22 protein-coding genes are annotated in these 24,616 nt (G+C 43.6%); 10 read left to right on the top strand and 12 right to left on the bottom strand.

Annotation, left to right across the window (positions count from 1 at the left end):
* Positions 1–8: 8 nt before the first annotated feature.
* Positions 9–1,304 carry an aminopeptidase PepB gene (pepB, locus tag MHN32_RS15005; RefSeq protein ID WP_102057504.1) on the bottom strand — a complete coding sequence of 432 codons (1,296 nt, stop codon included), beginning with the start codon at positions 1,302–1,304 and terminating at the stop codon, positions 9–11.
* A 76-nt stretch (positions 1,305–1,380) separates the two neighbouring features.
* On the opposite strand from pepB, the gene sfsA reads away from it, so the two are divergent.
* From sfsA to MHN32_RS14955, 10 genes are all read left to right on the top strand, one after another.
* Positions 1,381–2,100 carry a DNA/RNA nuclease SfsA gene (gene sfsA, locus MHN32_RS15000; protein WP_239422230.1) on the top strand — a complete coding sequence of 240 codons (720 nt, stop codon included), beginning with the start codon at positions 1,381–1,383 and terminating at the stop codon, positions 2,098–2,100.
* A 174-nt stretch (positions 2,101–2,274) separates the two neighbouring features.
* A complete protein-coding gene (gene dksA / locus MHN32_RS14995) occupies positions 2,275–2,718 on the top strand; it encodes an RNA polymerase-binding protein DksA (RefSeq protein ID WP_017216564.1) in 444 nt (147 codons plus the stop codon).
* Positions 2,719–2,728: 10 nt separating this feature from the next.
* Complete coding sequence (gene gluQRS, locus MHN32_RS14990; RefSeq protein ID WP_174169719.1) at positions 2,729–3,676, top strand: tRNA glutamyl-Q(34) synthetase GluQRS; 948 nt, start codon at positions 2,729–2,731, stop codon at positions 3,674–3,676.
* Between the two features lie 173 nt (positions 3,677–3,849).
* Entirely contained in the window at positions 3,850–5,166 is a 1,317-nt protein-coding gene (gene pcnB / locus MHN32_RS14985) for a polynucleotide adenylyltransferase PcnB (protein ID WP_029215927.1), read from the top strand.
* Positions 5,167–5,649, top strand: coding sequence for a 2-amino-4-hydroxy-6-hydroxymethyldihydropteridine diphosphokinase (folK, locus tag MHN32_RS14980; RefSeq protein WP_010607569.1), 483 nt, complete (start codon positions 5,167–5,169; stop codon positions 5,647–5,649).
* A 20-nt stretch (positions 5,650–5,669) separates the two neighbouring features.
* The gene (panB, locus tag MHN32_RS14975; protein ID WP_010607568.1) at positions 5,670–6,464 is read left to right on the top strand and encodes a 3-methyl-2-oxobutanoate hydroxymethyltransferase; all 795 of its coding nucleotides are present in this window, start codon (positions 5,670–5,672) and stop codon (positions 6,462–6,464) included.
* An 85-nt stretch (positions 6,465–6,549) separates the two neighbouring features.
* A complete protein-coding gene (gene panC / locus MHN32_RS14970; RefSeq protein ID WP_206473058.1) occupies positions 6,550–7,398 on the top strand; it encodes a pantoate--beta-alanine ligase in 849 nt (282 codons plus the stop codon).
* Between the two features lie 9 nt (positions 7,399–7,407).
* Positions 7,408–7,638, top strand: coding sequence for a hypothetical protein (locus MHN32_RS14965; protein ID WP_010607566.1), 231 nt, complete (start codon positions 7,408–7,410; stop codon positions 7,636–7,638).
* A 329-nt stretch (positions 7,639–7,967) separates the two neighbouring features.
* A complete protein-coding gene (locus MHN32_RS14960; RefSeq protein WP_102057509.1) occupies positions 7,968–9,161 on the top strand; it encodes a porin in 1,194 nt (397 codons plus the stop codon).
* An 11-nt stretch (positions 9,162–9,172) separates the two neighbouring features.
* Positions 9,173–9,580, top strand: coding sequence for a phosphate ABC transporter substrate-binding protein (locus MHN32_RS14955; protein WP_102057510.1), 408 nt, complete (start codon positions 9,173–9,175; stop codon positions 9,578–9,580).
* A gap of 333 nt (positions 9,581–9,913) precedes the next feature.
* Here the strand turns inward: MHN32_RS14955 and MHN32_RS14950 are convergent, their stop codons facing one another.
* The 11 genes from MHN32_RS14950 to MHN32_RS14900 all read right to left on the bottom strand — a co-directional run bounded on the left by MHN32_RS14950 (position 9,914) and on the right by MHN32_RS14900 (position 24,608).
* Positions 9,914–11,536, bottom strand: coding sequence for a HAMP domain-containing methyl-accepting chemotaxis protein (locus MHN32_RS14950; protein ID WP_010607563.1), 1,623 nt, complete (start codon positions 11,534–11,536; stop codon positions 9,914–9,916).
* A 209-nt stretch (positions 11,537–11,745) separates the two neighbouring features.
* Positions 11,746–12,714: a phosphate ABC transporter substrate-binding protein gene (locus MHN32_RS14945; protein WP_017216573.1), complete on the bottom strand. Its 969-nt coding sequence runs from the start codon at positions 12,712–12,714 to the stop codon at positions 11,746–11,748.
* Positions 12,715–12,791: 77 nt separating this feature from the next.
* Positions 12,792–14,120, bottom strand: coding sequence for a phosphate regulon sensor histidine kinase PhoR (gene phoR, locus MHN32_RS14940; RefSeq protein WP_237115723.1), 1,329 nt, complete (start codon positions 14,118–14,120; stop codon positions 12,792–12,794).
* A gap of 51 nt (positions 14,121–14,171) precedes the next feature.
* The gene (gene phoB, locus MHN32_RS14935) at positions 14,172–14,861 is read right to left on the bottom strand and encodes a phosphate regulon transcriptional regulator PhoB (RefSeq protein ID WP_010378755.1); all 690 of its coding nucleotides are present in this window, start codon (positions 14,859–14,861) and stop codon (positions 14,172–14,174) included.
* 301 nt (positions 14,862–15,162) lie between these two features.
* Positions 15,163–16,116 (bottom strand): porin, encoded by a 954-nt coding sequence (locus tag MHN32_RS14930; RefSeq protein WP_010607560.1) that lies wholly within the window; start codon positions 16,114–16,116, stop codon positions 15,163–15,165.
* Positions 16,117–16,644: 528 nt separating this feature from the next.
* Positions 16,645–17,709, bottom strand: a complete 1,065-nt coding sequence (gene fba / locus MHN32_RS14925; RefSeq protein ID WP_010607559.1) for a class II fructose-bisphosphate aldolase — start codon at positions 17,707–17,709, stop codon at positions 16,645–16,647.
* Positions 17,710–17,907: 198 nt separating this feature from the next.
* Positions 17,908–19,086, bottom strand: a complete 1,179-nt coding sequence (locus MHN32_RS14920; protein ID WP_239422229.1) for a phosphoglycerate kinase — start codon at positions 19,084–19,086, stop codon at positions 17,908–17,910.
* Between the two features lie 127 nt (positions 19,087–19,213).
* Entirely contained in the window at positions 19,214–20,224 is a 1,011-nt protein-coding gene (gene epd, locus MHN32_RS14915; RefSeq protein ID WP_239422228.1) for an erythrose-4-phosphate dehydrogenase, read from the bottom strand.
* 109 nt (positions 20,225–20,333) lie between these two features.
* Positions 20,334–20,951, bottom strand: coding sequence for a 3'-5' exonuclease (locus tag MHN32_RS14910; RefSeq protein ID WP_102057514.1), 618 nt, complete (start codon positions 20,949–20,951; stop codon positions 20,334–20,336).
* Positions 20,952–20,954: 3 nt separating this feature from the next.
* Positions 20,955–22,793, bottom strand: coding sequence for a DUF294 nucleotidyltransferase-like domain-containing protein (locus MHN32_RS14905; protein ID WP_102057515.1), 1,839 nt, complete (start codon positions 22,791–22,793; stop codon positions 20,955–20,957).
* 90 nt (positions 22,794–22,883) lie between these two features.
* Positions 22,884–24,608 (bottom strand): sodium:solute symporter family protein, encoded by a 1,725-nt coding sequence (locus MHN32_RS14900; RefSeq protein WP_010607554.1) that lies wholly within the window; start codon positions 24,606–24,608, stop codon positions 22,884–22,886.
* Positions 24,609–24,616: the final 8 nt, after the last annotated feature.

The following is a 24,616-nucleotide window of genomic DNA, read 5'->3' as shown; positions in this document are numbered from 1 at the left end:
TAGCATGATTACGCTTTTTCTTGGAGCGTTCTCGCTACAGTTCTCATACCTAAAGTCGTTGCACCCGCAGCCCATTGACCACTAGCGCTATTTTGGAAAGAAGCCGCAAGGTCGATATGCACCCAACCTTGACCTTCATTTGGTACAAAGCGAGATAGGAAACCCGCTGCATTTGATGCACCACCAAAACCGCCACCTTTTTGCGCTCGGCTGTTAGCAGTATCCGCATAAGGCGATGGACAGTTATTTTGGTGCCACTTTTCTAGAGGCAATGGCCACGCGGCTTCAAATTCGTCACTCGCGAACTGCTGCACATCACCGACAAGTGTTTTGTCTAAACCAAATAACGCATTGTACTCTTGGCCTACAGCAACGAGCGCGGCGCCCGTTAATGTCGCGGCATCAATGATAAGCTCTGCGCCTGTTTCACCGGCAGCCATCAAGCCATCAGCAAGCACCAAGCGACCCTCTGCATCGGTATTTACGATTTCAACTGTGGTACCATTTTTGTAGGTAAGAATATCACCTAACTTATAGGCATGGCCTGAGATAAGGTTCTCAGCACAACATAGGAACAACTTAACACGACGGTCAAAACCACGTTGAATAGCCAGCGCTAAACCAGCCGTTACGGTTGCGGCCCCGCCCATATCACACTTCATCGTAAGCATGCCTTCGCTTGGCTTAATCGAGTAGCCACCTGAGTCAAACGTGATCCCTTTACCCACAAGTGCTGCGCTAACTGGTGCGTCATCATTACCTGTTGGGTTGTAGTCAAGCTCAAGCAACACAGGAGGACGCTCACTGCCGCGTCCCACTTCGTGGATACCAATCCATTGCTGCTCTAACAGCGCGTCGCCTTTAATGATTTGATAGCTAACATGCTCAGGTGCCAATGACTGAATAAACTCAGCCGCTTTTCCAGCAAGGCTTTCAGGATAAATATCTTCGGCCGTCCCGTTGATCATCTGACGCATCCATGTTGCCGACGCTTTTAGTGCATCAAGTTCGTTAAGACTTGACTGGTCGTTGTCAACAAACACCACACCATCTAATGCTTTTGGTGAAACAAAACCTTGATAAAAAGCCCATTGAGATTCAGTACACCACAAGCCACCTTCTAGATGAACTTGTTTAATCCCTTGTTGTGCGATGCTACGAGCCGCCTTTTGAATATTCTTCAGCGTTTCGTCTTGTTGTAAATGGATAAAAGCACCGTCCTTTTCAAACGACAATGCAGCACCAGCAGATAAATACTCTGGTTTTGCGTCTTCACTCAGTCGTACAATAAATTTCTCTGACATTCTCTTTTCACTCTTGTGCTTGTAAGTGTGGTTAAGTGTACACTAGCCACTAAATACACCCAACCTAAAGCGACCAATGAAGTTTTCTAGGCAATTACAACAAGCAACCTTGCTCAAACGATATAAACGCTTTCTAGTCGATTTACGCGCCCCAAGTGGTGACGAATTCACCGTACACTGCGCCAATACGGGTAGAATGACCAATTGTGCAGATCCGGGATTTACGGCCTATTACTCCACCAGCGATAACCCTAAACGAAAGTACATTCATTCGTTGGAGCTGACGCAAGATAATGATGGTCATTTTATTTGTGTAAATACAGCGGTGGCCAATAAAGTGTCTGTTGAGGCCATAGAGCAAGGAAGAATAACGCAACTGCAAGGCTACAAAACACTTCAAACTGAAGTGAAATACGGGGCTGAAAATAGCCGAATTGATATTTTGTTGAGCGACCTCGAAAATGGACAATCCTCGCAATTCTGCTACGTTGAAGTAAAGTCGGTGACTTTGCTCGAGAAACAGCAAGGTTTTTTCCCTGATGCAGAAACCTTAAGAGGTCAAAAACATCTTAGAGAATTAATCCACATTAAACAGCAAGGTCATCGTGCGGTGTTACTGTTTGCCGCGCTCCATACAGGGATAAATTGTGTCAAACCAGCCAGCCATATCGATCAAAAATATGCAGCGTTAGTAAAAGAAGCAATTTCTCATGGAGTAGAAATCATTGCTTACCGAGCGCATATTGACGACAACCAAGTACAATTAATTGAAGAAATTCCTTTTGATTACGCTTGACTTTTTTCATGCTGCCCACATATAGCCGTGATAGTTTTCTCCCCCAAATAGTTAAACATTGAAAAAAGTGGCTGACATTTGCAGTAAAAAAGTGTTTGCTAAGGGGTAAAGATTTTGCTATTTATACCCGCCGGCGAAAGCTGGGGTTATGTATTAAGGATTTAGGAGAATGGTATGCCAGACCAGAAAAAACTAGGGTTATTGGCTCAAGCCGGTGTAGAACCTTATCAAGAAAAGCCAGGCGAAGAATACATGAATGAAGCACAACGTGCTCATTTCAAAGCGATATTAGAAGCATGGCGTGCCGATCTACGTAATGAAGTAGATCGTACTAAGACACACATGCAAGACGAAGCGGCAAACTTTCCTGATCCTGTGGACCGTGCAGCGCAAGAAGAAGAGTTTTCTCTTGAACTGCGTACTCGCGACCGCGAGCGTAAGCTAATCAAGAAAATTGAGAAAACACTTCAACTTATCGAAGATGATGACTTCGGCTTTTGTGAGTCGTGCGGTATTGAAATCGGCATTCGCCGTTTAGAAGCGCGTCCAACAGCTGATCTTTGTGTTGATTGTAAATCTCTCGCAGAAATCAAAGAAAAACAACAAGGCAGAGGATAATCTCAGCCCTGTGTCCCCAAGCTTAAAGCAAACTGGGAGCTATCGCGGTCGATTTGCTCCCTCGCCTTCTGGACCGCTTCATTTCGGCTCTCTAGTGGCCGCCCTGAGTAGCTATTTAGATGCAAAAGTCAATCAAGGTAAATGGCTCGTTCGCATCGAAGACATAGATACACCGCGCGTAGTTGCGGGTGCTGCCGACAATATATTAACCACTCTTGAAGCATATGGCCTTTATTGGGATGAAGACGTTGCCTATCAATCACAGCGCCATGCTCTATACCAAGCCTATTTGACGACACTGAAATCAGACTCCCTTGTGTATGCATGTCAATGTACAAGAAAGCAAATTAAAGCAATGGGTGGGTTTTACGACAATCATTGCCGAGCTTTAGCGCTAAGTTGGCAAGATAATGCTTTACGCCTACAGCAGCGCTGTCCAGTTACTGAATTTAATGATGCAATACAGGGCATGGTTGTCATTCCCCCTGCAATTGCGCATGAAGATTACATCGTTAAACGCCGCGATGGCTTATTTGCTTATCAATTGGTGGTGGTCGTTGACGACATAGAGCAAAAGATTAGTCATATCGTGCGTGGTGCCGACCTGCTAGAACCCACAGCAAGACAAATTAGTTTATTTCGGCAACTCAATCAGCCATCACCTAAGTACGCTCACGTACCACTGGCTGTCGCAGAGCCCGGATATAAGTTATCTAAGCAGAATCATGCTCCAGCTATTGATAACCATAACCCGTTACCAACCCTTTATGCCGCGCTGCGTTATTTGCATGTGCCGGTTGATTCTCTCCATAATTATCAAGATGTTGAGGCATTACTGACTCACGCTATTGATATTTTTAGTCTAGATAGCGTTCCTAAAGTACAAGAAATTCAACTAGACTCTCTAGAAAATGGCGATTTTGCTTTTCGCCCACTATTTTCAAGTACTTCAATTTAGTCTCATTTGAGTATATGATAGCGAGCCTTAAATGCGACCTGTTTTAAGACAAAAGCAGTGGTTCACAACAACTAGAATAGAAAACTTGATTGCTCAGGAGACGAGTTATTATTTCCAAGCTTGTAAACTTTTGCCGCCAGTTTGTAACTGGAAAAGGCGATGAGACGGTGAAAATGGCCAGCCCGACACCTGCGATAATTCCTCGCAGCGAGCATGGTATATCTCGTAAACAATTTAGCCCTAACGCTATCAAAGTGCTCTATCGCTTAAAAGACGGTGGCTATGATGCCTACCTAGTTGGTGGTTGTATCCGCGATATCATGCTAGGAATAGAGCCTAAAGACTTTGATGTCGTTACCAATGCGACACCTGAACAAATCAAAAAGCTCTTCCGTAACTGTCGCTTAATAGGTCGTCGCTTCCGCCTTGCGCACATTGTTTTTGGACGAGAAATTATTGAAGTTGCCACCATGCGTGGCCATCATCAAAGTGATGACTCTTGTGCCACGACAAGTCAAGCCAGCGAACACGGGCAGCTATTACGCGACAATGTCTACGGCAGTATTGAAGAAGACGCCGAGCGCCGCGACTTTACTATCAATGCGCTATATTATTCGATCAATGACTTTACTTTACGCGACTTTGCCGGTGGTGTTGCTGACATTAAAGCGCGTAAAATTGAGCTGATTGGCGATCCTGAAACTCGCTATCGCGAAGATCCGGTACGTATGCTGAGAGCTATCCGCTTTGCAACCAAACTGGATATGGAGATTGCTACGCCGACCCGCACTCCGATTAAAGCATTAGCGCCGTTACTTGGGCATATCCCAGCTGCACGCTTGTTCGAAGAAACGCTAAAGCTATTTTTAAATGGTAAAGCGGAAGAAAACTTTCTTCAGATGCGTGAATACGGCTTGTTTGCACAATTATTCCCGGCGTTAGATAAAATCCTAGCACAGCCTGATAATGACTTTGAGCGTCGCTTTATTCAGCAAATGTTTGCCAATACGGATAGCCGTATCAACGCGGATAAAAAAGTAACCCCTGCATTTATCTATGCAGCACTTTTATGGTTCCCTATTTTAGCTAAAAGCGAAGCGCTCGCGGCCGAAGGTATGAATGAATATGATGCCTTTATGCAAGCCATTAATCACGTCCTTGCTGAAAATGCTAAACACGTTGCAGTGCCTAAACGCTTTACTTTAGGTGCCCGAGATATCTGGCATATTCAACAACGCCTAGATAAACGTTCAGGCCAGCGTGCATACCGCCTAAGCTTGCAGCCGAGATTCAAAGCCGCATATGATTTCCTATTATTGCGTGTTGAAAGTGGTGAACAAGAGCAAGAAGAACTTGCAGCTTGGTGGACTGACTACCTCAAGAATGACGTCACCGGCCAAAAAGACATGGTGCGCAACTTAGGTAACCAAAGCAAACCTAAGCGTCGTTATAATAGACGTAAGCCAAAAAGAAAACCGAAAGAAGATTAAATGAATATTGCGTACATTGGATTGGGTGCAAACCTATCCGAACCGATGGCACAAATACAGCGAGCACTCGATGTGCTCGCCGCCCATCCAGACCTCTCGCTTGTCCAGCACTCTAGCCTGTATGGCTCAAAACCTATGGGCCCTCAAGATCAACCTGATTATGTGAATGCCGTAGCAAAACTAGCGACATCATTAACAGCAGCATCTTTACTCGATGTGTTGCAACAAATAGAGCTTGAACATGGTCGTGTACGCAAAGCTGAGCGCTGGGGACCGCGCACGCTCGATTTGGATATACTGCTTTTTAATACCGACACCATTAACAGTGATAGACTGACGGTGCCACATTACGGCTTGAAAGAAAGAGAATTTGTCGTCTATCCACTGTTAGAGATAGCGCCAGAACTCAAATTACCTGATGGCACTGAGCTTAGCTCTTTAACACAAAAGTTACCACTTAACGGATTAACAATCCTCAAATAAACCAATCCAAGGGGTTTACCATGGCAAAAATTTCCGTCTCAACACTTGCCAAAATGAAGCGTGAAGGAACAAAAATAACAGCCCTCACCGCATACGATGCAAGTTTTGCAAAGTTATTTCACGACAATGGCGTAGATGTCATCTTAGTGGGTGATTCTCTGGGTATGGTTTTACAAGGTGGTGAAGACACTTTAGCCGTTACCACGGATGACATTGCCTATCACACCCGTTGTGTCAGAGCTGGTAGTAAAGAGCTATTCGTTATCGCCGATATGCCTTTTATGAGCTATTCAGATCCGCAGTCAGCCTGTCAGAATGCAGCTACCTTGATGCGCTCTGGTGCTAATATGGTTAAGCTTGAAGGTGGTGAATGGCTTTACGACAGCATTGCACTGCTTACTCAGCAAGGGATCCCAGTTTGTGGTCATTTAGGTTTAACCCCACAATCAGTGCACGTGTTTGGCGGCTTTAAAATTCAAGGTCGTGAAGAAGCACAAGCGCAAAAGATGATAGCCGATGCACAAGCGTTAGAACGTGCTGGTGCACAAATGATTGTGATTGAATGCGTACCTTCAGCACTGGCTAAACGCATTACCGACGCAGTGACAATTCCAGTCATTGGTATTGGCGCAGGTAAAGAGACCGATGGCCAAATTTTGGTTATGCATGACTTGGTTGGTATTTCTGCAGGATATATTCCTAAGTTTTCGAAGAACTTCCTGCTCGAAACTGGCAACATGCCAGATGCGGTGAAAAAGTTTTGTGCAGACGTGCAATCAGGTGAGTTCCCGGGGCCTGATCACGAATTTAATTAAATTTGCGATGAGCGATGCTTATCGCTGAGTCTGATCCAAGCGTTTTGTTTGGGTTAGTATTGTTATTATTGAGTTAGAGTACAACATGCAATCAGTTACTGAGATTAAATCGTTACGAAGCCAGATTAAAGCTTGGCGCCAACAAGGGTTGAGCATTGCCTTCGTACCAACGATGGGCAACCTTCACCGTGGTCATTTTTCCTTAGTAGAAAAAGCAAAAACCCTAGCGGATAAAGTCGTTGTCAGTATCTTTGTAAATCCAATGCAATTTGGTGCGAACGAAGACCTCGACAGCTATCCACGTACGCTTGAGCAAGACAAGCAAGGCCTTGCAGAACTAGAAACTGATATTGTGTTTACGCCTACCGTTGAGACCATATATCCTAACGGCCTAAATGCGCAAAGTTTTGTTGATGTACCAGGAGTATCAGAAGGACATTGTGGTGGCACACGCCCAGGACACTTTCGTGGCGTTGCAACGGTTGTCACTAAACTGTTTAACTTAGTACAACCTGATTTTGCCTGCTTCGGTGAAAAAGACTTTCAACAGTTACAGGTTATCAAAACAATGGTGAAAGACCTGTCTATTCCTGTTGAAGTGATTGGTGTTGCGACTCAAAGAGAAGTTTCTGGACTGGCGATGAGCTCACGTAATGGCTACCTCTCTGAATCAGAAAAAGACACTGCTAAAGTACTTTTTCAAGCACTAAAAGCAGCAGCTGGTGCTTTAGAAAATGGCGAAAAGGATTTTTCGAAGGTAACAAAAAATGCAACAGAAATGCTGCATAATGCAGGTTTAAAGTTGGATTATTTTAACATTTGTCAAAAAGATAGCTTGAAACCTGCTACACTCGAGGATAGTCAACTCGTCATTCTTGCCGCAGCTTTTCTCGGTAAAGTCAGACTGATTGATAATATTCAAGTCACAGTCTAAGGAATAATAATGAAAATTGCGTTCGCCTTGTTAGTACTTTCTACCACCCTACTGGGGTGTAGTAACTCTATCTCACCTGAGTTGAATCAATGTGCACAACAGAATTATCAATGCGAGCGCAACTGTGAGATGCAAAACACGCCAGAGACAATGTCGTTACAGATATGCACGGATAAATGTATTGAGCAGTATAATGCCTGTAAAGTACAGGCTGAAAAAATTACCGAGAGCAAGCGATAGTTTGCTCTTTTTTAGCAAAAAATCCCCTTTATTCTTTTAAATACAAATACCTCCTGACTCCAGCAGTTATTTTTTATTCACCTTTTTAGAATATTTTGCGATACAATAAACTGGTCTGATGAGATAGACATACAACACCAACTTAGCTTGGCTTAAGGCTTGATTTACTAAACAATGCAGGTTGTAAGCACTAACTTTTCTTAATAACTTGTTATTTCTGGTTTTTATTCTAATCTCTAAGACAAAAGTAACACGACTGTTGAGCTCAGTATCAGTGCTTTTAATGCGTGTTACAGACACGACTCTTTGCAAAGAAAATGGGAATCAATATGAAAAAATCTGCAATTGCATTAGCGATAGCGCTTGGGACAGTGAGTTTTCAAAGTGCCGCTGAGATCAGAATTAATGGTTTTGCTTCCATTATTGGTGGTCAAACGCTAGATAGTGACGACACACTATATGGCTATGATAATGATTTTGATATGGAAAATCGTAGCTTATTTGCTTTACAGCTGTCCGCCGATCTACAAGAAAGTCTAACTGCCACAGCACAGATCGTAGGTCGTGGCCAGAATGACTTTGATGCCGAGTTTGAATGGGCATACTTAACTTATGCGATTTCAGATTCTTCGCAGATAAGCGCAGGTAAAATGCGTATACCATTCTATCGCTATTCTGACTTTTTAGATGTGGGCTATGCATACCGCTGGGTTAAACCACCTCAATCTGTATATAACCTAAGCTTTAGCACCTATAACGGATTGAGTTATATCCATAATTCGACATTAGGGGAATGGGAAAGCACTGTACAGCTAGCTTTAGGCAGCGTAGATGACGACATTGTTGCTATTACCTATTCAGATGAAGCTGAGTTAAATAACACGGTAGGTATTAACTGGACACTAAGCAGAGATTGGTTCAGTGCGCGTGCGGCCTACTTTGCTACCGAAGCGAGCATCAGCGCAGCTAATAGCCCTGAACTATCGGGATTATTGGCAGGGTTAACTGGCTACGGGCTAACGCAACAAGCGGATGATATTGCTGTCGATAAAGATGATGCTTACTTTGCCGCGATTGGTATTGCTATCGACTACAACGATATCTTGTTCGATGCAGAATACACTCAGTTTGAAGTGGATAACAGCATACTTGCTAAACAACAGCAGTATTACGCTTCCCTCGGTTACCGTATTGATGCATGGACAGTCCACCTAACCTACGAACACAATGAAGATAAGAATGACAACGACGAGTTTAACTCTGTCCCACTCACCATCACCGCTCCAAATGGTGTAACCATTCCTGTCACGACCGATCCAACCAATCCAAATGCACCTTATTTAAGAACACTTGTTAATGGTGCGCTTGCAGGCGCTCGTGCAGAATCAGAAACGTGGAGTATTGGTGCACGTTATGACTTCCATCCGTCAGCAGCATTCAAGATTGAACTAAACCAATTCGATAACACGCTAACAGATCAAAAAGTTGAACTGTTGAGCTTCGGTATCGATTTAGTATTCTAACGGAGGTTAATATGATTAAAAAAATAATGACCTTAGGGCTACTATTAGCCAGTCAGGCAGTTTTAGCAGATGTTGCTGTTATCGTGAACTCAGCAAATGCATCTACTGTAGATGATGGTACTATCAAAAAATTATTCCTTGGCAAAAGCAAATCATTTGCCGATGGTAGTAGTGCGACCCCTGTGAATCAGGATGGTAACGCGGTATTTGACGAGTTTAACGACAAAGTGATTGGTAAATCTAGCTCTCAGCTAAATGCCCATTGGTCTAAATTAGTATTCACCGGTAAGGGAACACCTCCGAAGAAGCTAGATAGCGATCAAGCGGTAATCGATTTTGTTTCGAGCAATGCAGACGCAATTGGTTATATCGATGCTACTAAAGTAACCGGTGCCGTCAAAGTGATTGGTAAATACTAGGGCCTGTTGACCTTTGCTGTTTGATTTTTGTTCTTCTGAGTGGGTTTTGGTCGCGACGCCCGACTTGCCGCCTAGTGATCTAGGCAAAAGTTGAGCAACAATGAACAAAGCGCACTCAGGTGAACCCAAAGGGCAGCGCTTGATTGGCATTTCTACTGTGTTCTCGCCTGACTCACATAGAATGACTATGCTACGCAGGCTCTGCCTTGTATAAATACCAATCAAACTGCTGCAAAAGCAAACTTGAAAGATAAACAGGCCCTAATATTCCTTATCAAATAAAAACAGCCACTTAATGTGGCTGTTTTTATTTATCGTTTAAAAATTAAAGCATTAGACTCTAAATTTTGAGGTTGCATCTTTCAAGTTGTCGGACAGTACATGGAGATTCTCAGCAACGTCTTGTACTTCATTCAACGCTTGCATTGTGTCTTGGAAAGACTGGTGCATAGATGTCACATTGTTTACTACCATAGCGGCTACCGAGGTCTGTTCCTCCGTTGCCGCAGCAATTTGACCATTCATGCTATTAATTGACAAGATTTGTGCTGCTATCTGCTCAATCGACTGCCCAGTTTGTGCTGCAGCTTCAGCATTATTAATTGCCATACTGCTTGCACTTGTCATTGCTTTCACCGCTTGATTTGCCGCTTCTGTTAGCACATTTAAAAGTTCTCTTATCTCATTGGTCGACTTTGCTGTTCTTGAGGCTAATTCGCGGACTTCATCAGCAACCACCGCAAAACCTCGACCTTGCTCACCTGCACGAGCCGCCTCAATCGCAGCATTCAAGGCAAGTAAATTGGTTTGCTCTGCAATCGATGTGATCACATTTAAGATTTGCGTCACGTTCTGTGTATCATCAGCTAGCTTATTGATCGTCTCTGCTGCATGATTAATTTCTTCACTTAATGCTTGTGATTCGTTAACTGACACCTGAATTTGGCGCTTACTCTGCTCAACTTCTTGTTCGGCCAGCTGAGCAGCATCAGAAGCTTGTGACGCTGAATGAGAGATATCACCCACACTTAACCGCATTTCTTCCATAGATTGACGTACTACTTCCGCGTCATGCGTTTGTTGATTCGTTGCCCCCTCAGCTTTTTCCATCCCCTGAATAAGGCGACTTGAGTCTTTCATCAAAGGTTCGACGACACTCATCACCTCAACAACAGCCCCTTTTAGTAACCCGACAAATTCATTAAAGTTTATGGATACCTGGCCAATTTCATCGTGAGAGCGCACATTGAGCGTGGTGGACAAAGAACCCTGCCCTTGCGCTAATAGTTTCAGATTTTGCGCCGCATCCTTAGCTGAGTTGCCTATACCTCTTGCGATCATAACCGCTAAGAAAACCAGCACAAGTAAAGAAATAACGGCCACAATCAACATTATCGTGAGCGCGTTTGCTGAGCGCTCTTCGGTATTTTGAAGTAATTCAACAAAACGATCATTCGCGTTCGTTTTAGCCTTGGTAAAATCTGCGACTAAGCCTTCGTAGATTTCAGTTTTCTTTTTGGCATCTTCTTGGATACGGGAAAAATCAGCTGTACCATCTATCATTCCTCCAGCAATTTGTTGCGCAATTTTGCCGTACTGCGTAAGTTCATCGCTATTATCTGAGGGCATAAAGCCACTTTGTACCGACTCAATTTTTTGCAAGTTAGCTTGGATTTGCTGTTGATATTCTTTTGCTTTATCTAATAATTCAGCATCCCCGAAGGTTACAGCTTGAGTGAATAGCTCATCTAAATTCTGCAGCTTATTTGCGTTTTCTGTGGCGAGGTTAAGAATTTTGTATGTCTGCTCCTCTAATTCATTTAAGGCCCTTTGGTTAGAACTAATAGCGTTGTAATTAACAAACACGATAACCACAAAAGCGACAACCGCAACGAGCGTAATTGCGTGGATCTTTTTGGTGATACTAAGATCAGCAAAAGCAGTACCTAGACTCATATATACACCTTTTGAAGTAAGACGAGTTCATTATCGACTGATTTATTATAAATTTTAACTAAATATAGAATATTTCCAGCTTTTTTGCCGCCTGAGGATGAAGATTTAAACAAATTATTCAATCTGGGAACATATAAGTGTGAAAATAAAAAATGCCGCTCAATGAGCGGCATCAATAACAACAAGTAATTAGCGGGTTGAGTAATTGATTAAAGTAAACCTAACTTTTTCAATTCACGTGTCGCCATTTCGCTAGAAAGAGGAACGTAACCATCTTTCTCAACAATCTTTTGACCTTCTTTAGACAATACCATCTTCAAGAATTCAGCCTCGATAGGTGCTAATTCTTTATTAGGGTGCTTGTTCACATATAGATATAGGAAGCGAGACAGTGGGTATTTGCCCTGTGCCACATTTTCTAATGTTGCATCAACGTAGTTCGTGCCTTTTTTCGCTAATGGTACGGTACGTACGCCTGACGTTTTATAACCGATACCAGAATAACCAATCGCATTCACTGAAGACGAGATAGACTGTACTACAGACGCAGAACCTGGCTGCTCGTTAACATTATTGCGGAAGTCACCTTTACACAGTGCTTTTTTCTTGAAGTAACCATAAGTACCAGATACTGAGTTACGACCATAAAGCTGAATATCTTTTGCTGCCCAATCACCCGTTAGACCAACATCACTCCAGCGATTTGCCTGTGCTGCCGAACCACACTTGCGCGTTGAAGAGAAGATTGAATCAACCTGTTCAATTGTTAAGCCTTCAATTGGGTTATCTTTGTGTACAAATACTGCGAGCGCATCAATTGCTACGCGGATTTCTGTTGGCTTATAACCATAACGCTTTTCAAAAGCTTCGATTTCTTTTGATTTCATCTTACGGCTCATTGGGCCGAAGTTTGCCGTTGCTTCCGTTAGTGCAGGTGGCGCAGTAGAAGAACCAGCAGCTTGGATTTGGATATTTACGTTAGGGTAAATTCTTTTATATTCTTCTGCCCAAAACGTCATCATGTTGGCAAGCGTATCAGAACCTACAGAAGAGAAGTTTCCTGAGATACCGCTGGTTTTATTATACTCTGGTAACTTTTCGTCTAAAGCAGATACTTGAGTAGAAACTAATGTAGTAATAGCCACACCCATTGCGGCAACTAAGCTTTTAAATTTCATTGGGGTCACTCCAGTTGTTGGTCCCAGTTATTTTACGCAGCTCATTGTGCAGCGATAAAATGACAATAAAATTACTCTTAAATTACACTTTTATGACTTTCATCATTTGTCATAAAAATTCGCTTTTGTTTGGGGAAAGCAAACCAAAAGCGAGAGCCTTCACCCACTTTGCTTTCAATATGTAAAGCTGAGTCATGACGAGACAACACATGCTTAGTAATTGCTAAACCAAGGCCCGAGCCGCCTGTTTTTCGGCTTCGTGCTTTATCCACACGGTAAAAACGTTCAGTTAGTCGGTTAATGTGTTCAGGCGCGATACCATCGCCATTATCGACGACACTAAAGGTCGGCAAGTCGTTTTCTAAATACCAACGTACACGAATGTGCCCACCGGGTTTAGTGTAATGAATAGCATTAAAAATTAAATTTGAGTAAGCACTGCGTAACTCATCCCCAGCCCCTTTGATATCCAAAGTCGGATCAATGTCAAAAACGAGCTCATGGCCCTTTTCCTGATTAAGTGACTTCGCTTCGGTATAAATAAGATCAAGCATGGCAGGAATATTCACGGCTTTGTCATTGTCTTGCTTTCTCGCCCCTTCGATTCGAGACAAGGAAAGAAGTTGATTTACCAGACTATCCATCCGTTTACACTGATCTATCATAGTACCATGTGCTTTAGCCCACATTGCGGGGGGTGGCATATTATCGCTATCCATCATCTCTAGATAGCCAGCCATGACGGTTAGCGGCGTCCTTAGCTCATGAGATACATTTGCGACAAAGTCTTTGCGCATTTGCTCTAGTTGCTTTAGTCGGCTAACATCACGCGCCACTAGCATAAGCTGCTCGGCATACGGCATGACTCGTATTTCCAACACTTGCTCATGTGCAAGTCCGGTCTCAAGCTCTAATGCTTCATCAAAGCGATGTTCATGCATGTATTTTACAAATTTAGGATCTCGGATAAGGTTATCCAATCTTTGACCATGATCTGTAGGCCATTGCAAACCTAACACTTTCAAAGCTAATTGGTTACACCACACAATACTGAGATCTTGTTGCAGTACAACGACCGCGTCTGGGATAGCTTCAGCCCCCTCACGAAAGCGTCGGATCAGTTCAGCGAGCTCATTACGCTTTTTACGATTACGTTGCTGAAGCTGATAGATCCCTTCAAACACTTGCTCCCAAGCGCCCTTACCTTCAGGTGGATTAAAACTACGTTGGTTGAGCAGCCAGTCGCTCAAACGATAGAGTTGTTTGTAATGCCAAACTAATAAGACGAAAGCACCTATGAAAAGAAACAGAAAAGGTGCACTGACTAAATAGCCAATTAAGGCTAGTGGTAGGAAATACAAAAACAGGCGTCTCGTTAACGCCTGTTTATCAATCACTCGATACATAGACTAAATCCATTTAGGAACCAAATAATTCAGTTCCTCTTGGAATACTAATTACAGTTTACTCGAAAAGCGGTAACCTGCACCACGTACGGTTTGCACTAAGCGATCGTGGCCAAGCGGTGCGATAGCTTTACGTAAGCGACGAATATGAACGTCTACAGTGCGATCTTCAACGTACACATTAGTGCCCCATACGTGATCTAACAGCTGTTCACGGCTATAAACACGTTCAGGGTGTGTCATGAAGAAATGTAATAAACGAAACTCTGTCGGCCCCATATCTAACTCAGTGCCCGCAGATGTCACTCGGTGAGAAATAGGGTCTAAACGTAATCCGTGAACTTCTATCGCTTCTTCTAGCGACGTCGGTGAAACTCGACGCATTACCGCTTTAATACGAGCCATTAGCTCTTTAGGAGAGAAAGGCTTTGTCACATAATCATCCGCACCAACCTCTAATCCTTTAACTTTATCTTCCTCTTCACCTCTTGCCGTTAGCATGATGATTGGGATCTGACGGGTATATTCACTTTGCTTAAACTTTTTAGCAATTTGAATACCACTGCCTCCTGGCAGCATCCAGTCTAGTAGCACCATATCTGGATAAGGTTCTACCATAGCAGCAACTGCTGAATCATAGTCTTCCGCTTCAATTGCTTGAAAACCATTTTGCTCTAGTACGAACACCAACATTTCTCTGATAGGTGCTTCATCATCAACTACAAGTACTTTACGTGACATTCCCAATGTTCTCTCGTTACCGACGTTGTTGATGTCATTATTATGACTAACTGTGACATTTTTATGAAAGTGTAACGTGTAAACGCAAAACAAGCCAAAAAAATCTCTTTTTTGGCTACAAAGGGAATACCTTATTTATTTGTAATAATATGATTTTAAATATATTTTATACTAAAATATTGGTCTCAAAATAGTGTTTTCGAAATATGGACTACGATCTCCAAACCATACTACAAAAACTACGCTGCAATTCACCGCAAAATCAGCATGCTTTTTGTAAATAGCCTTACGCCTTTGTAAATTAAAAGTCATATCTCAATGTGACCGCCATCGTGTTGTGATCTTCGTTGTTATCCAAAGAAAATTTCGAATACCAAAGATACATACGAGCTTGTTTACTTAGACTTTTTTCCACACCTACTGAGGCTGCATTGCCAGAGTCTTTCAGCTTACCTGCAGCCCCATCCGAATCTTGATATTGAGCCAGTAAGGTATATGACTCAATCTGGTAAGCAGCACTCACCATGAAGCTATCTACTTCTTCATCACTATCAATCGCTTCATTTTGTTGATACATACCGCCGAGTTTAAAGTCCCCTAGTTTTCCTTGTACCGTCACGCGATTAATGTCTTGTCCCGCAACTTTATTGTCGTGGGCAACAGCAACATATACATTGGTTTTTTTGAGTTTGCTATCACCGTAACTTGCCGACAAAGATAAGCCATCTTCACCGTTTTGTTTGCTGTTGTCTTCGGCAATATAACTCACTGTAAACTGCAAATGATTAATAGCCGGAGTTGTATATTGCACGGTGTCACCAAGGCGATTTTCACCAACAAAGAACGAATTAATATCACCAGAAAAGTCATTCATTAAGTCCACTTTGCCTTGCGACTTTTTCATCGGTGTATCATCACGGCCGATCAGGAGCTGACCATAGCTCCCTTTAACCCCAAGATACTGAGAGCGTGCTGTAAGGTTATCACCTGACTTACCATCTTTGTCTTGATCTGTGATCTCAACTTGGAATTCATATTTATAAAAGACCTCAAGCCCATCCTGCAGCTTTGTCGATCCCTTTAACCCCATGCGAGAGTTATAACTCTCAATTGAAGTATCGCTATCACCGTCTTTATCAGAGTTTTGCACCCCGACATGAGCTCTACCGTATAGAGATACAGCTTCGTTTGCATAACTACAAACACTCATAGAGCAAAGGCTTAGAGCAACAAATGGTAGGTATTTCATTTTCATCTTTGATCACCTTGGATAGTATTTGGGCGCAGTACAACAAGGTTTGAGATGCCGAAGCCAGACAGAGAGGACGTAGCGAACAGATCTCGTATTGTTAAAGTTAGACACTTTTAGCTGGAGATCAAGAAACTGACTCCGGGATCAGTATTTTATTAACTGCTAGAGATCATCTATAGTCAGGATCAGCTTTTTACCAACAAGATCGTCCCCAAGATCATTTTCTTACTAACCTCTTACTACTTAACGCTGGATCACGTTGGTATAAAAATGATCTAAGCGAGGCTAACTTATTGATCTGAGGTTTTGAAATATATCTACTTAGTTAAACAATGATCTTTGTTAGTAAAGATCTGATCCCTATTTACCTCGCTAGTAAAATGGCGATCTAAGTGTATTTTCACCTTGCAAGCCCTATTAAACATTGGCTTTCAATCAAGGATCAGATACAAAAAAGCCTCTATTTCAGAGGCTTTTTGAAGTATCAGCGTGCGATGCACAATTTTACTTAGTCAAATTTTGATCCGTAAGTTATTTCACTTTAGGATCTAACTCACCAGTTAGATATCTCAAGTGCATATCATCAAGTGAAATTGGCTTGATCTTAGCAGCTTGACCAGCTGTACCAAACGCTTCGTAGCGCGCAACACAGATCTCAGTCATCGCTTTCGTCGCTTCCGCTAAGAATTTGCGAGGATCGAAATTGCTTGGGTTTTGCGCAAGGTGGCGACGAATAGCACCTGTTGATGCTAAACGTAGATCAGTATCAATATTAACTTTACGAACACCGAATTTAATACCTTCAACAATTTGCTCGACCGGTACACCGTAAGTCTCAGGGATTTCGCCACCAAACTCATTGATGATTGCTAACCAATCCTGCGGTACTGAAGACGAACCATGCATTACTAAGTGAGTATCAGGAATACGAGCGTGGATTTCTTTGATGCGGTTAATTGCTAAGATATCGCCCGTTGGTGGACGAGTAAATTTATAAGCACCGTGTGATGTACCGCATGCAATAGCAAGCGCATCTACATTGGTTTTCTTGACGAAGTCTGCAGCTTCTTCAGGATCTGTCAGTAGCTGATCTTCTGTTAATTTACCTTCAGCGCCAATACCGTCTTCTTCACCAGCTTCACCGGTTTCAAGAGAACCAAGTACACCTAACTCGCCCTCAACAGACACGCCACAAGCGTGCGCCATTTCAACAGTACGACGAGTAACGTCCACATTATACTCGTAGCTTGAAGGCGTTTTACCGTCTTCCATTAGAGAGCCGTCCATCATGACTGATGAGAAACCAAGTTGAATTGAGCGCTGGCATACAGCAGGTGAAGTACCATGATCTTGGTGCATTACAACTGGAATATGAGGCCATTCTTCTACAGCCGCTAAAATCATGTGGCGGATAAATGGTGCACCAGCATATTTGCGTGCACCAGCAGAACCTTGCACGATAACCGGACTATTTGTCTTGTCCGCAGCTTCCATAATCGCACGCATTTGCTCTTGGTTATTCACGTTGAATGCCGGAACGCCATAACCATGCTCAGCTGCATGATCGAGAAGTTGACGCATACTGATTAAAGCCATATTGCTTTTCTCCAATTGTTGATAGCCACCGCTATCGGTTTGAACGGATAATATGTTTACACCAGCCAACGCTGATGAAGTTAACCACTTTATTTGTTGGCTAACCGGACGCTACGCGTCGTCAAGCAAACATCAAGTATGTGAGAGAGTGATGTTTACCTGATATTAAGAGGTAGCTTAACGCTACCTCAATCAATTTTAGTCTTTAGCTCGCTGCTCAAGCATGGCGACCGCAGGAAGTGTTTTACCCTCAAGAAATTCAAGGAAAGCACCGCCACCAGTAGAAATATAAGAGATATCTTGCTCAACACCATACTTATCGATAGCAGCTAACGTATCGCCACCACCAGCAATTGAGAATGCTGACGACTTAGCGATAGCATTGGCAATCGCTTCAGTACCATTACCAAATTGATCAAATTCAAATACACCCACTGGGCCATTCCAAACCACAGTGCCAGCATTTGCAATGATCTCGGCAAGTTGAGTTGCAGTATCAGGACCGATGTCGAAGATCATGTCTTCGTCTGAAACTTCGCTCGCATCTTTAATGGTAGCAACTGCAGATTCTGAAAACTCATTACCGACAACCACATCAGTCGGAACAGGAATATCACCGTCATTCGCTCTGGCAGCAGCCACTAGCTTGTTCGCTTCAGGGATCAAGTCCGCTTCGTACAGCGACTTACCAACAGGGTTACCCGCTGCAGCAATGAAAGTATTCGCGATACCACCACCAGTAACGAGTTGGTCAACAACCTTAGACAATGAATCAAGCACGGTTAGTTTGGTTGATACTTTAGAGCCGCCAACGATAGCCACCAAAGGACGAGCTGGATTATCTAGTGCTTTGCCAAGCGCGTCGAGTTCTGCCGCAAGCAATGGACCTGCACAAGCCACCTCAGCGTACAAGCCAACACCATGTGTTGAAGCCTGTGCGCGGTGCGCAGTACCAAAGGCATCCATCACGTAGACATCACAAAGCGCTGCTAGTTTTTTCGCAAGTACTTCATCGTCTTTCTTCTCGCCAACGTTAAAACGCACGTTTTCGAATACGATAACTTCATTGTCTTGTACATCCACGCCGTCAAGATAGTCAGTCACTAAACGTACATCTTGAGATAACGCATCATTAAGATAATCCACAACCGGCTGCATGGAGTATTGTGCATCATATTCTCCCTCGGTTGGACGACCAAGGTGAGACATCACCATCACTTTAGCACCTTTTTCTAGCGCTAATTTGATACTAGGTAGTGCAGCACGGATCCGCGCGTCCGACGCGACTTTGCCATCTTTAATTGGCACATTTAGGTCTTCGCGGATCAACACACGCTTGCCGTTTAAATCTAAATCCGCCATCTTAATGACTGACATTGGACATCTCCTTAAAGAACGATACATTTTGTTATCTACAAGGCAGCAATCGTTTGCTACCTCGGTTTGAATTATTGTTTTAATTTTGTGCAGACAATTTGATTATAACAGCGTCTGAAACAAATGATTAGCCACGCATCATCACGCAAGCGGTATCAAGCATACGATTAGCAAAACCCCACTCGTTATCACACCAAACTAGCAGCTTAACCAAGCGCTTGTGACTCACTCGAGTTTGCGTACCATCTATAATACAAGAATGTGGATCGTGATTAAAATCAACCGACACTAGCGGCTCTTCAGTGTAGCTCAGTACCCCTTCTAAACGACCACCAGCAGCCTGCTTTAGAACTGAGTTTACCGCATCAATTGTGACATTTTCATTGAGCGTCACACTCAGATCCATCGCCGTAACATTGATTGTTGGCACCCGCACCGCGATCGCCTCAAAACGACCTTGGAACTTAGGTAAAATACGTTCAATACCGCGAGCCAGCTTAGTATCAACAGGAATGATGGATTGGCTTGCCGCACGCGTACGCCGCAAATCACTGTGATAAGCATCAATCACTTGTTGATCATGCATAGAGGCGTGAATAGTCGTAATAGCACCGGACTCAACACCAAACTTATCGTCTAGCACTTTAATTACCGGAACAATACAGTTTGTCGTACATGAGCCGTTAGACACAATGGTGTGCTCAGGTAACAGTATTTCTTCGTTGATACCGAAGATCACCGTCGCATCAACATCAGCATCCGCAGGATGTGAAAATAATACTTTCTTTGCCCCAGCCTGAATATGCGCAAGTGCGTGCTGACGAGAATAATAGACGCCAGTGCAATCAAGCACCACATCAACATCTAGCGCGCGCCAAGGCAGGTGACTTGGATCTGGCTCTGAAAATAACTGGATCTTATCCTCAGCTACTTCCAAAAAAGATTCTGTTAACGAAACTGGAAAAGCAAAACGCCCATGTGAGGTATCGTATTTTAGAAGATGCGCGATCCCTTTAGGATCCGCCAACTCATTGATGGCTACAATTTGTATTTCGTGGTGACGACCCGACTCATAGAGTGCTCTTACGATATTACGCCCTATTCGACCAAAGCCATTAATTGCAAGCTTGATTGTCATTAAATTGAAAATCCATGAAGTCGCAAGTACGAAAGTTCCCCTTCGTTTTGATGGCGCTATTGTAATCGACCTGAGTGAAATGTGTAAGAGGCTAGGGCAATTTTTTAACTCAAGTTAAATCCGCAATTTTACATTTACCACCGGCACAGATGGCCTGAGATTGCGCCAACAGTAGCTCCGCTGTCGCTAAAGCATCGCTAAGCGCATCATGCAATTGGTGAGGAGGTAAACCATAACGCATTCTACAAGCGTTTAGTGTTAACGCATCTTGCGCCAGCGGATAGCCTTGCTTTAACACACGACGCTTATCTATCTGCATGGTATCTAACAGCAAGGCAGGTCTTACGTTTAGCTCAAAGCGCTGAAATGCCGCCTTAAGAAACGCCCAATCCATCTGTACGTTATGACATACCAACACTTTACCGTGGAGCGCATGCTGAAGCGCTAGCAGCAGAGTTTGTAAGGACTCACCTTCAGCCAATCTGCTACTATCAATACCGTGGAAAACTGGACTTTGTGCAAGCGTTCTCACTTCACTGTTCAAATGATACTGCGCATCTTTCACTTGGATCCGCATATTTTTAATTGGCAACCAACCAGCCGACACAATTTCATGGCGCTTAGGGTCAAGACCTGTGAGCTCAAGGTCAAGCACCACCAACTCGGCTTGCGCAAACGGCAGATGTTTATAGCGCCACTTAGCAACTGAGTGAGAAAACCAGTTCATTGCTTATAAACTCCCTCGAGCAAACTTAAAGGCACTCGCCTGCTGTGCTTGTTTGACTAAATAAAATGCTTCTTTGAGTTGATGGCGTTCAAGAGAAGAGAGATTTTCTGGGTTTATACAATTACCTGGTAATCCTTCACGGTTGATTTGAGTCTTTAACCGCAATTGTGTTAAGAATCGCCAACAGTCTTTTAGATTGTCGATATCCGACTTAGCAAGTAATGGGCTTTTAGTCAGCGCCTCTAGGCGCTCTAAGGTGTTAGCTCTTGCAACCCCAACCTTTAGCGCATACAACCTAACCACATCGTTGATAATGGCAACCCCACGCTTTTTCAGATCTAAATACTTATGTTTGCTCTTGTCTTTTTCCAGCTTAAATTGTTGAAAGATCCCGATCGGTACCGAGTTTGCGTTGATGTCTGTCGCCATTGCCGCATAAAACAGCTCGTTTCGACTGATCTGATCCAAAGATTGGCGTAGGGTCGCATAGAGATCGCTGGCGCCATCAATAAAACGCATATCAAAGTAGATCTTGCAATTAAGCATCGCTTTTGGCGTAGGAGACAAGATCCACTTGCTAAATTTGGCGGTCCACTGGGCAACTGTGCCACGGCAATCTGCATTACTAGCCATGATATTTCCCGGGCAAGATTGAATACCGCACTCGTTGAGTTGCTCACAGACAAACGCGCCTAAAGCAGCAAAGTAACGACGATCGTTTTCGCTGATATTGTCTGGTAGCAATAAACCATTGTCTTGATCTGAATGTAAGGTCTGCTCTTCTCGTGCCTGAGAGCCAAAACAGATCCACGCGAAGCGACATGGCGCGGCACCATGCTGCTGTTGATATAAATAGATTAATCTTGATGTTAGCGCATCAGTGAGGCCACTTAATAGCTTGCCAATCAGTGAAATATCTTCGATATGATAGGAAAATTGGCGTAACAGATCTGGGATCTCCTGAGCGCAGTTTTTGATAGCCAGAAGATTTTGTGCTTTATAGATCCTGCCAATAAGTTGCACCGGATCACTTTTTTGCTGTCTCAGTAGATCGGTGCTGGTCAGCATGCCCAATGGTTTATATGCTTCATTTAACACAGGCAAGTGATGAATATTGTGCTTAAGCATTAAATGCAGGGCCGAAAACACACGGTTGTTTTCGAAAATATGTTTTGGCTTTTCCGTCATGATCTCAGCAAGTGGAGCACTGGGATCTTTGTCTTGCGCAAGAACTCGATTGCGCAGATCTCTATCCGTCACAACGCCAACCAAGCGCGCTTGCTCCGTGACCATAATTGATGAAACACGATGCTGGCTCATCAATTTGGCAGCGTCACGAATACTCGCTGTCGGCGCGATAGTAACCGCGTCTTTAGTCATTAGCTCAGATATTTTCCGCTCTGACCAAGTTTCGCTTTGCTGTTTATAACGAGAAGAAAGTAGTCGGTTAGCATGTGCTCTAACAAAGTATTGCTCAAAAGGTTTATATTCTCGGCGCAAAAAATCAAAGTTCTGCTCATTGAGAATATAAACCAAGCCATCTTTTTGAACTTCGATGCGATTTTGAATGGCATCACCGGTTAATAAAGAAGGATAACCAAAGTAATCTCCCTCACTCATACGACCAATGACTTCGTCTTTTGCAGAGATCAGATCAACCACACCTGAGCGCAGCAGATATAGATTTGGCTTGCCATCTTGAAGCCAATCTTGTTGATTCGTCTGGCTAAGATAAACAATTTCGATATGTTTTGAAAAGTAGCTGGCAGCCGCTTCGGGCAATTCAGAAAACGGGGCTTGTTTATAAACAAACTGAAAGACATCTTGAATTTCTGGCGTCATACCTAACTGTCCTTTTAATCGTCTACAATTTTGCACTATCAAAAACAAATTTGCCCAGCACGCTGGCTGGGCAAATTCGATTAGCATTGCTTAGTGTGCGTGAGCAGCGCTAGACCCTTTAGGGTTACGGATCCCATCAACCATCACTTTGACTTCTTCAGGTGTATCCGCAGTCACCTTCATAACCAGTGCAGCTACAACGAAGTTCACTAGCATACCTACAATACCAATCCCTTCAGGAGAAATCCCAAACAACCAGTTTGCAGGGGCATTTAGCTCAGGGCTAACAAACTTAAAGTAAATAATATAAGCCGCAGTGAAACCTATACCCGTTACCATGCCGGCAATCGCACCTTCTTTATTCATTCGCTTAGAGAATATCCCCATGATAATTGCAGGGAAGAAACTCGCCGCAGCCAACCCGAAGGCAAATGCAACCACCGAGGCAACAAACCCTGGCGGGTTTATACCAAAATATGCTGAGATCCCAATCGCTACCATCGCCGCTAAGCGTGCAGCCAGCAATTCTTGCTTATCGTTGATATCCGGCTTAATGGTACGCTTCAACAAGTCATGTGATACCGATGTTGAAATAACCAGTAGCAAGCCTGCGGTTGTCGATAGCGCCGCAGCAATACCACCTGCAGCGACCAATGCAATCACCCAGGCAGGTAGATTCGCAATTTCTGGATTTGCCAATACCATAATATCGCGGTCAATCTTCACTTCGTTTGCACTTGCAGGATCATCAATCTTGCCTGCAGAGTACTGCATTTTGCCATCACCGTTCTTATCATTGAATACGATAAGGCCCGTTCTTTCCCAGTTTTTCACCCATTGTGGTGCTTCTTCATATACCGTGCCACTACCATCTTTACCGTTGATAGTGTCGATCATGTTTACGCGAGCGAATGACGCAACAGCGGGTGCAGTTGTATATACGATAGCGATAAACACTAAGGTCCAAGCGGCTGAAATGCGAGTGTCTTTTACTCTAGGAACGGTAAAGAAGCGAACAATTACGTGTGGCAGACCAGCAGTACCAACCATAAGTGCAGCGGTAATCGCGAACACATCAACCATACTCTTAGAGCCTTCGGTGTACTGCGCAAAACCGAGTTCGGTACTGAGTCCATCTAGCTTGTCGAGTAGGTAGGTGCCCGAGCCATCAGCCAACGTAGCGCCAAAACCGGTTTGTGGAAGTAAATGGCCCGTCATCATCAGTGAGATGAAAATAGCAGGAACTAAATAAGCAAAGACAAGTACACAATATTGAGCGACCTGTGTATAAGTGATCCCCTTCATACCGCCAAGTACCGCGTAGAAGAATACAATCACCATACCGATGTAAACACCCGTTTCAATATCCACTTCGAGGAAACGAGAGAACACCACACCAACACCACGCATTTGACCGGCAATATAGGTAAAACAAATGAAGATAGCACACAGGATCGCAACCACACGTGCAACCTGAGAATAGTAACGATCACCAATAAAATCTGGTACCGTGAACTTACCAAATTTACGCAAATAAGGTGCTAAACACAGGGCAAGTAATACATAACCGCCGGTCCACCCCATGAGGTAAACACCGCCGTCGTAACCAGCGAAGGAAATAATCCCCGCCATTGAAATAAAGGACGCTGCACTCATCCAATCTGCAGCAGTTGCCATACCGTTTGCAACAGGAGGTACACCGCCGCCAGCAACATAGAATTCATTCGTGGACCCAGCTCTCGCCCAGATAGCGATACCGATATAAAGCGCAAAACTAAGGCCGACGATAATAAAAGTTAAAATTTGAACATCCATCGATTAGC

The organism is Pseudoalteromonas sp. Of11M-6 (assembly GCF_022347905.1).
Lineage (GTDB): Bacteria > Pseudomonadota > Gammaproteobacteria > Enterobacterales > Alteromonadaceae > Pseudoalteromonas.
The sequence above is the reverse complement of the archived record's forward strand: the minus strand, read 5'-3'. Positions and strand labels throughout refer to the sequence as shown.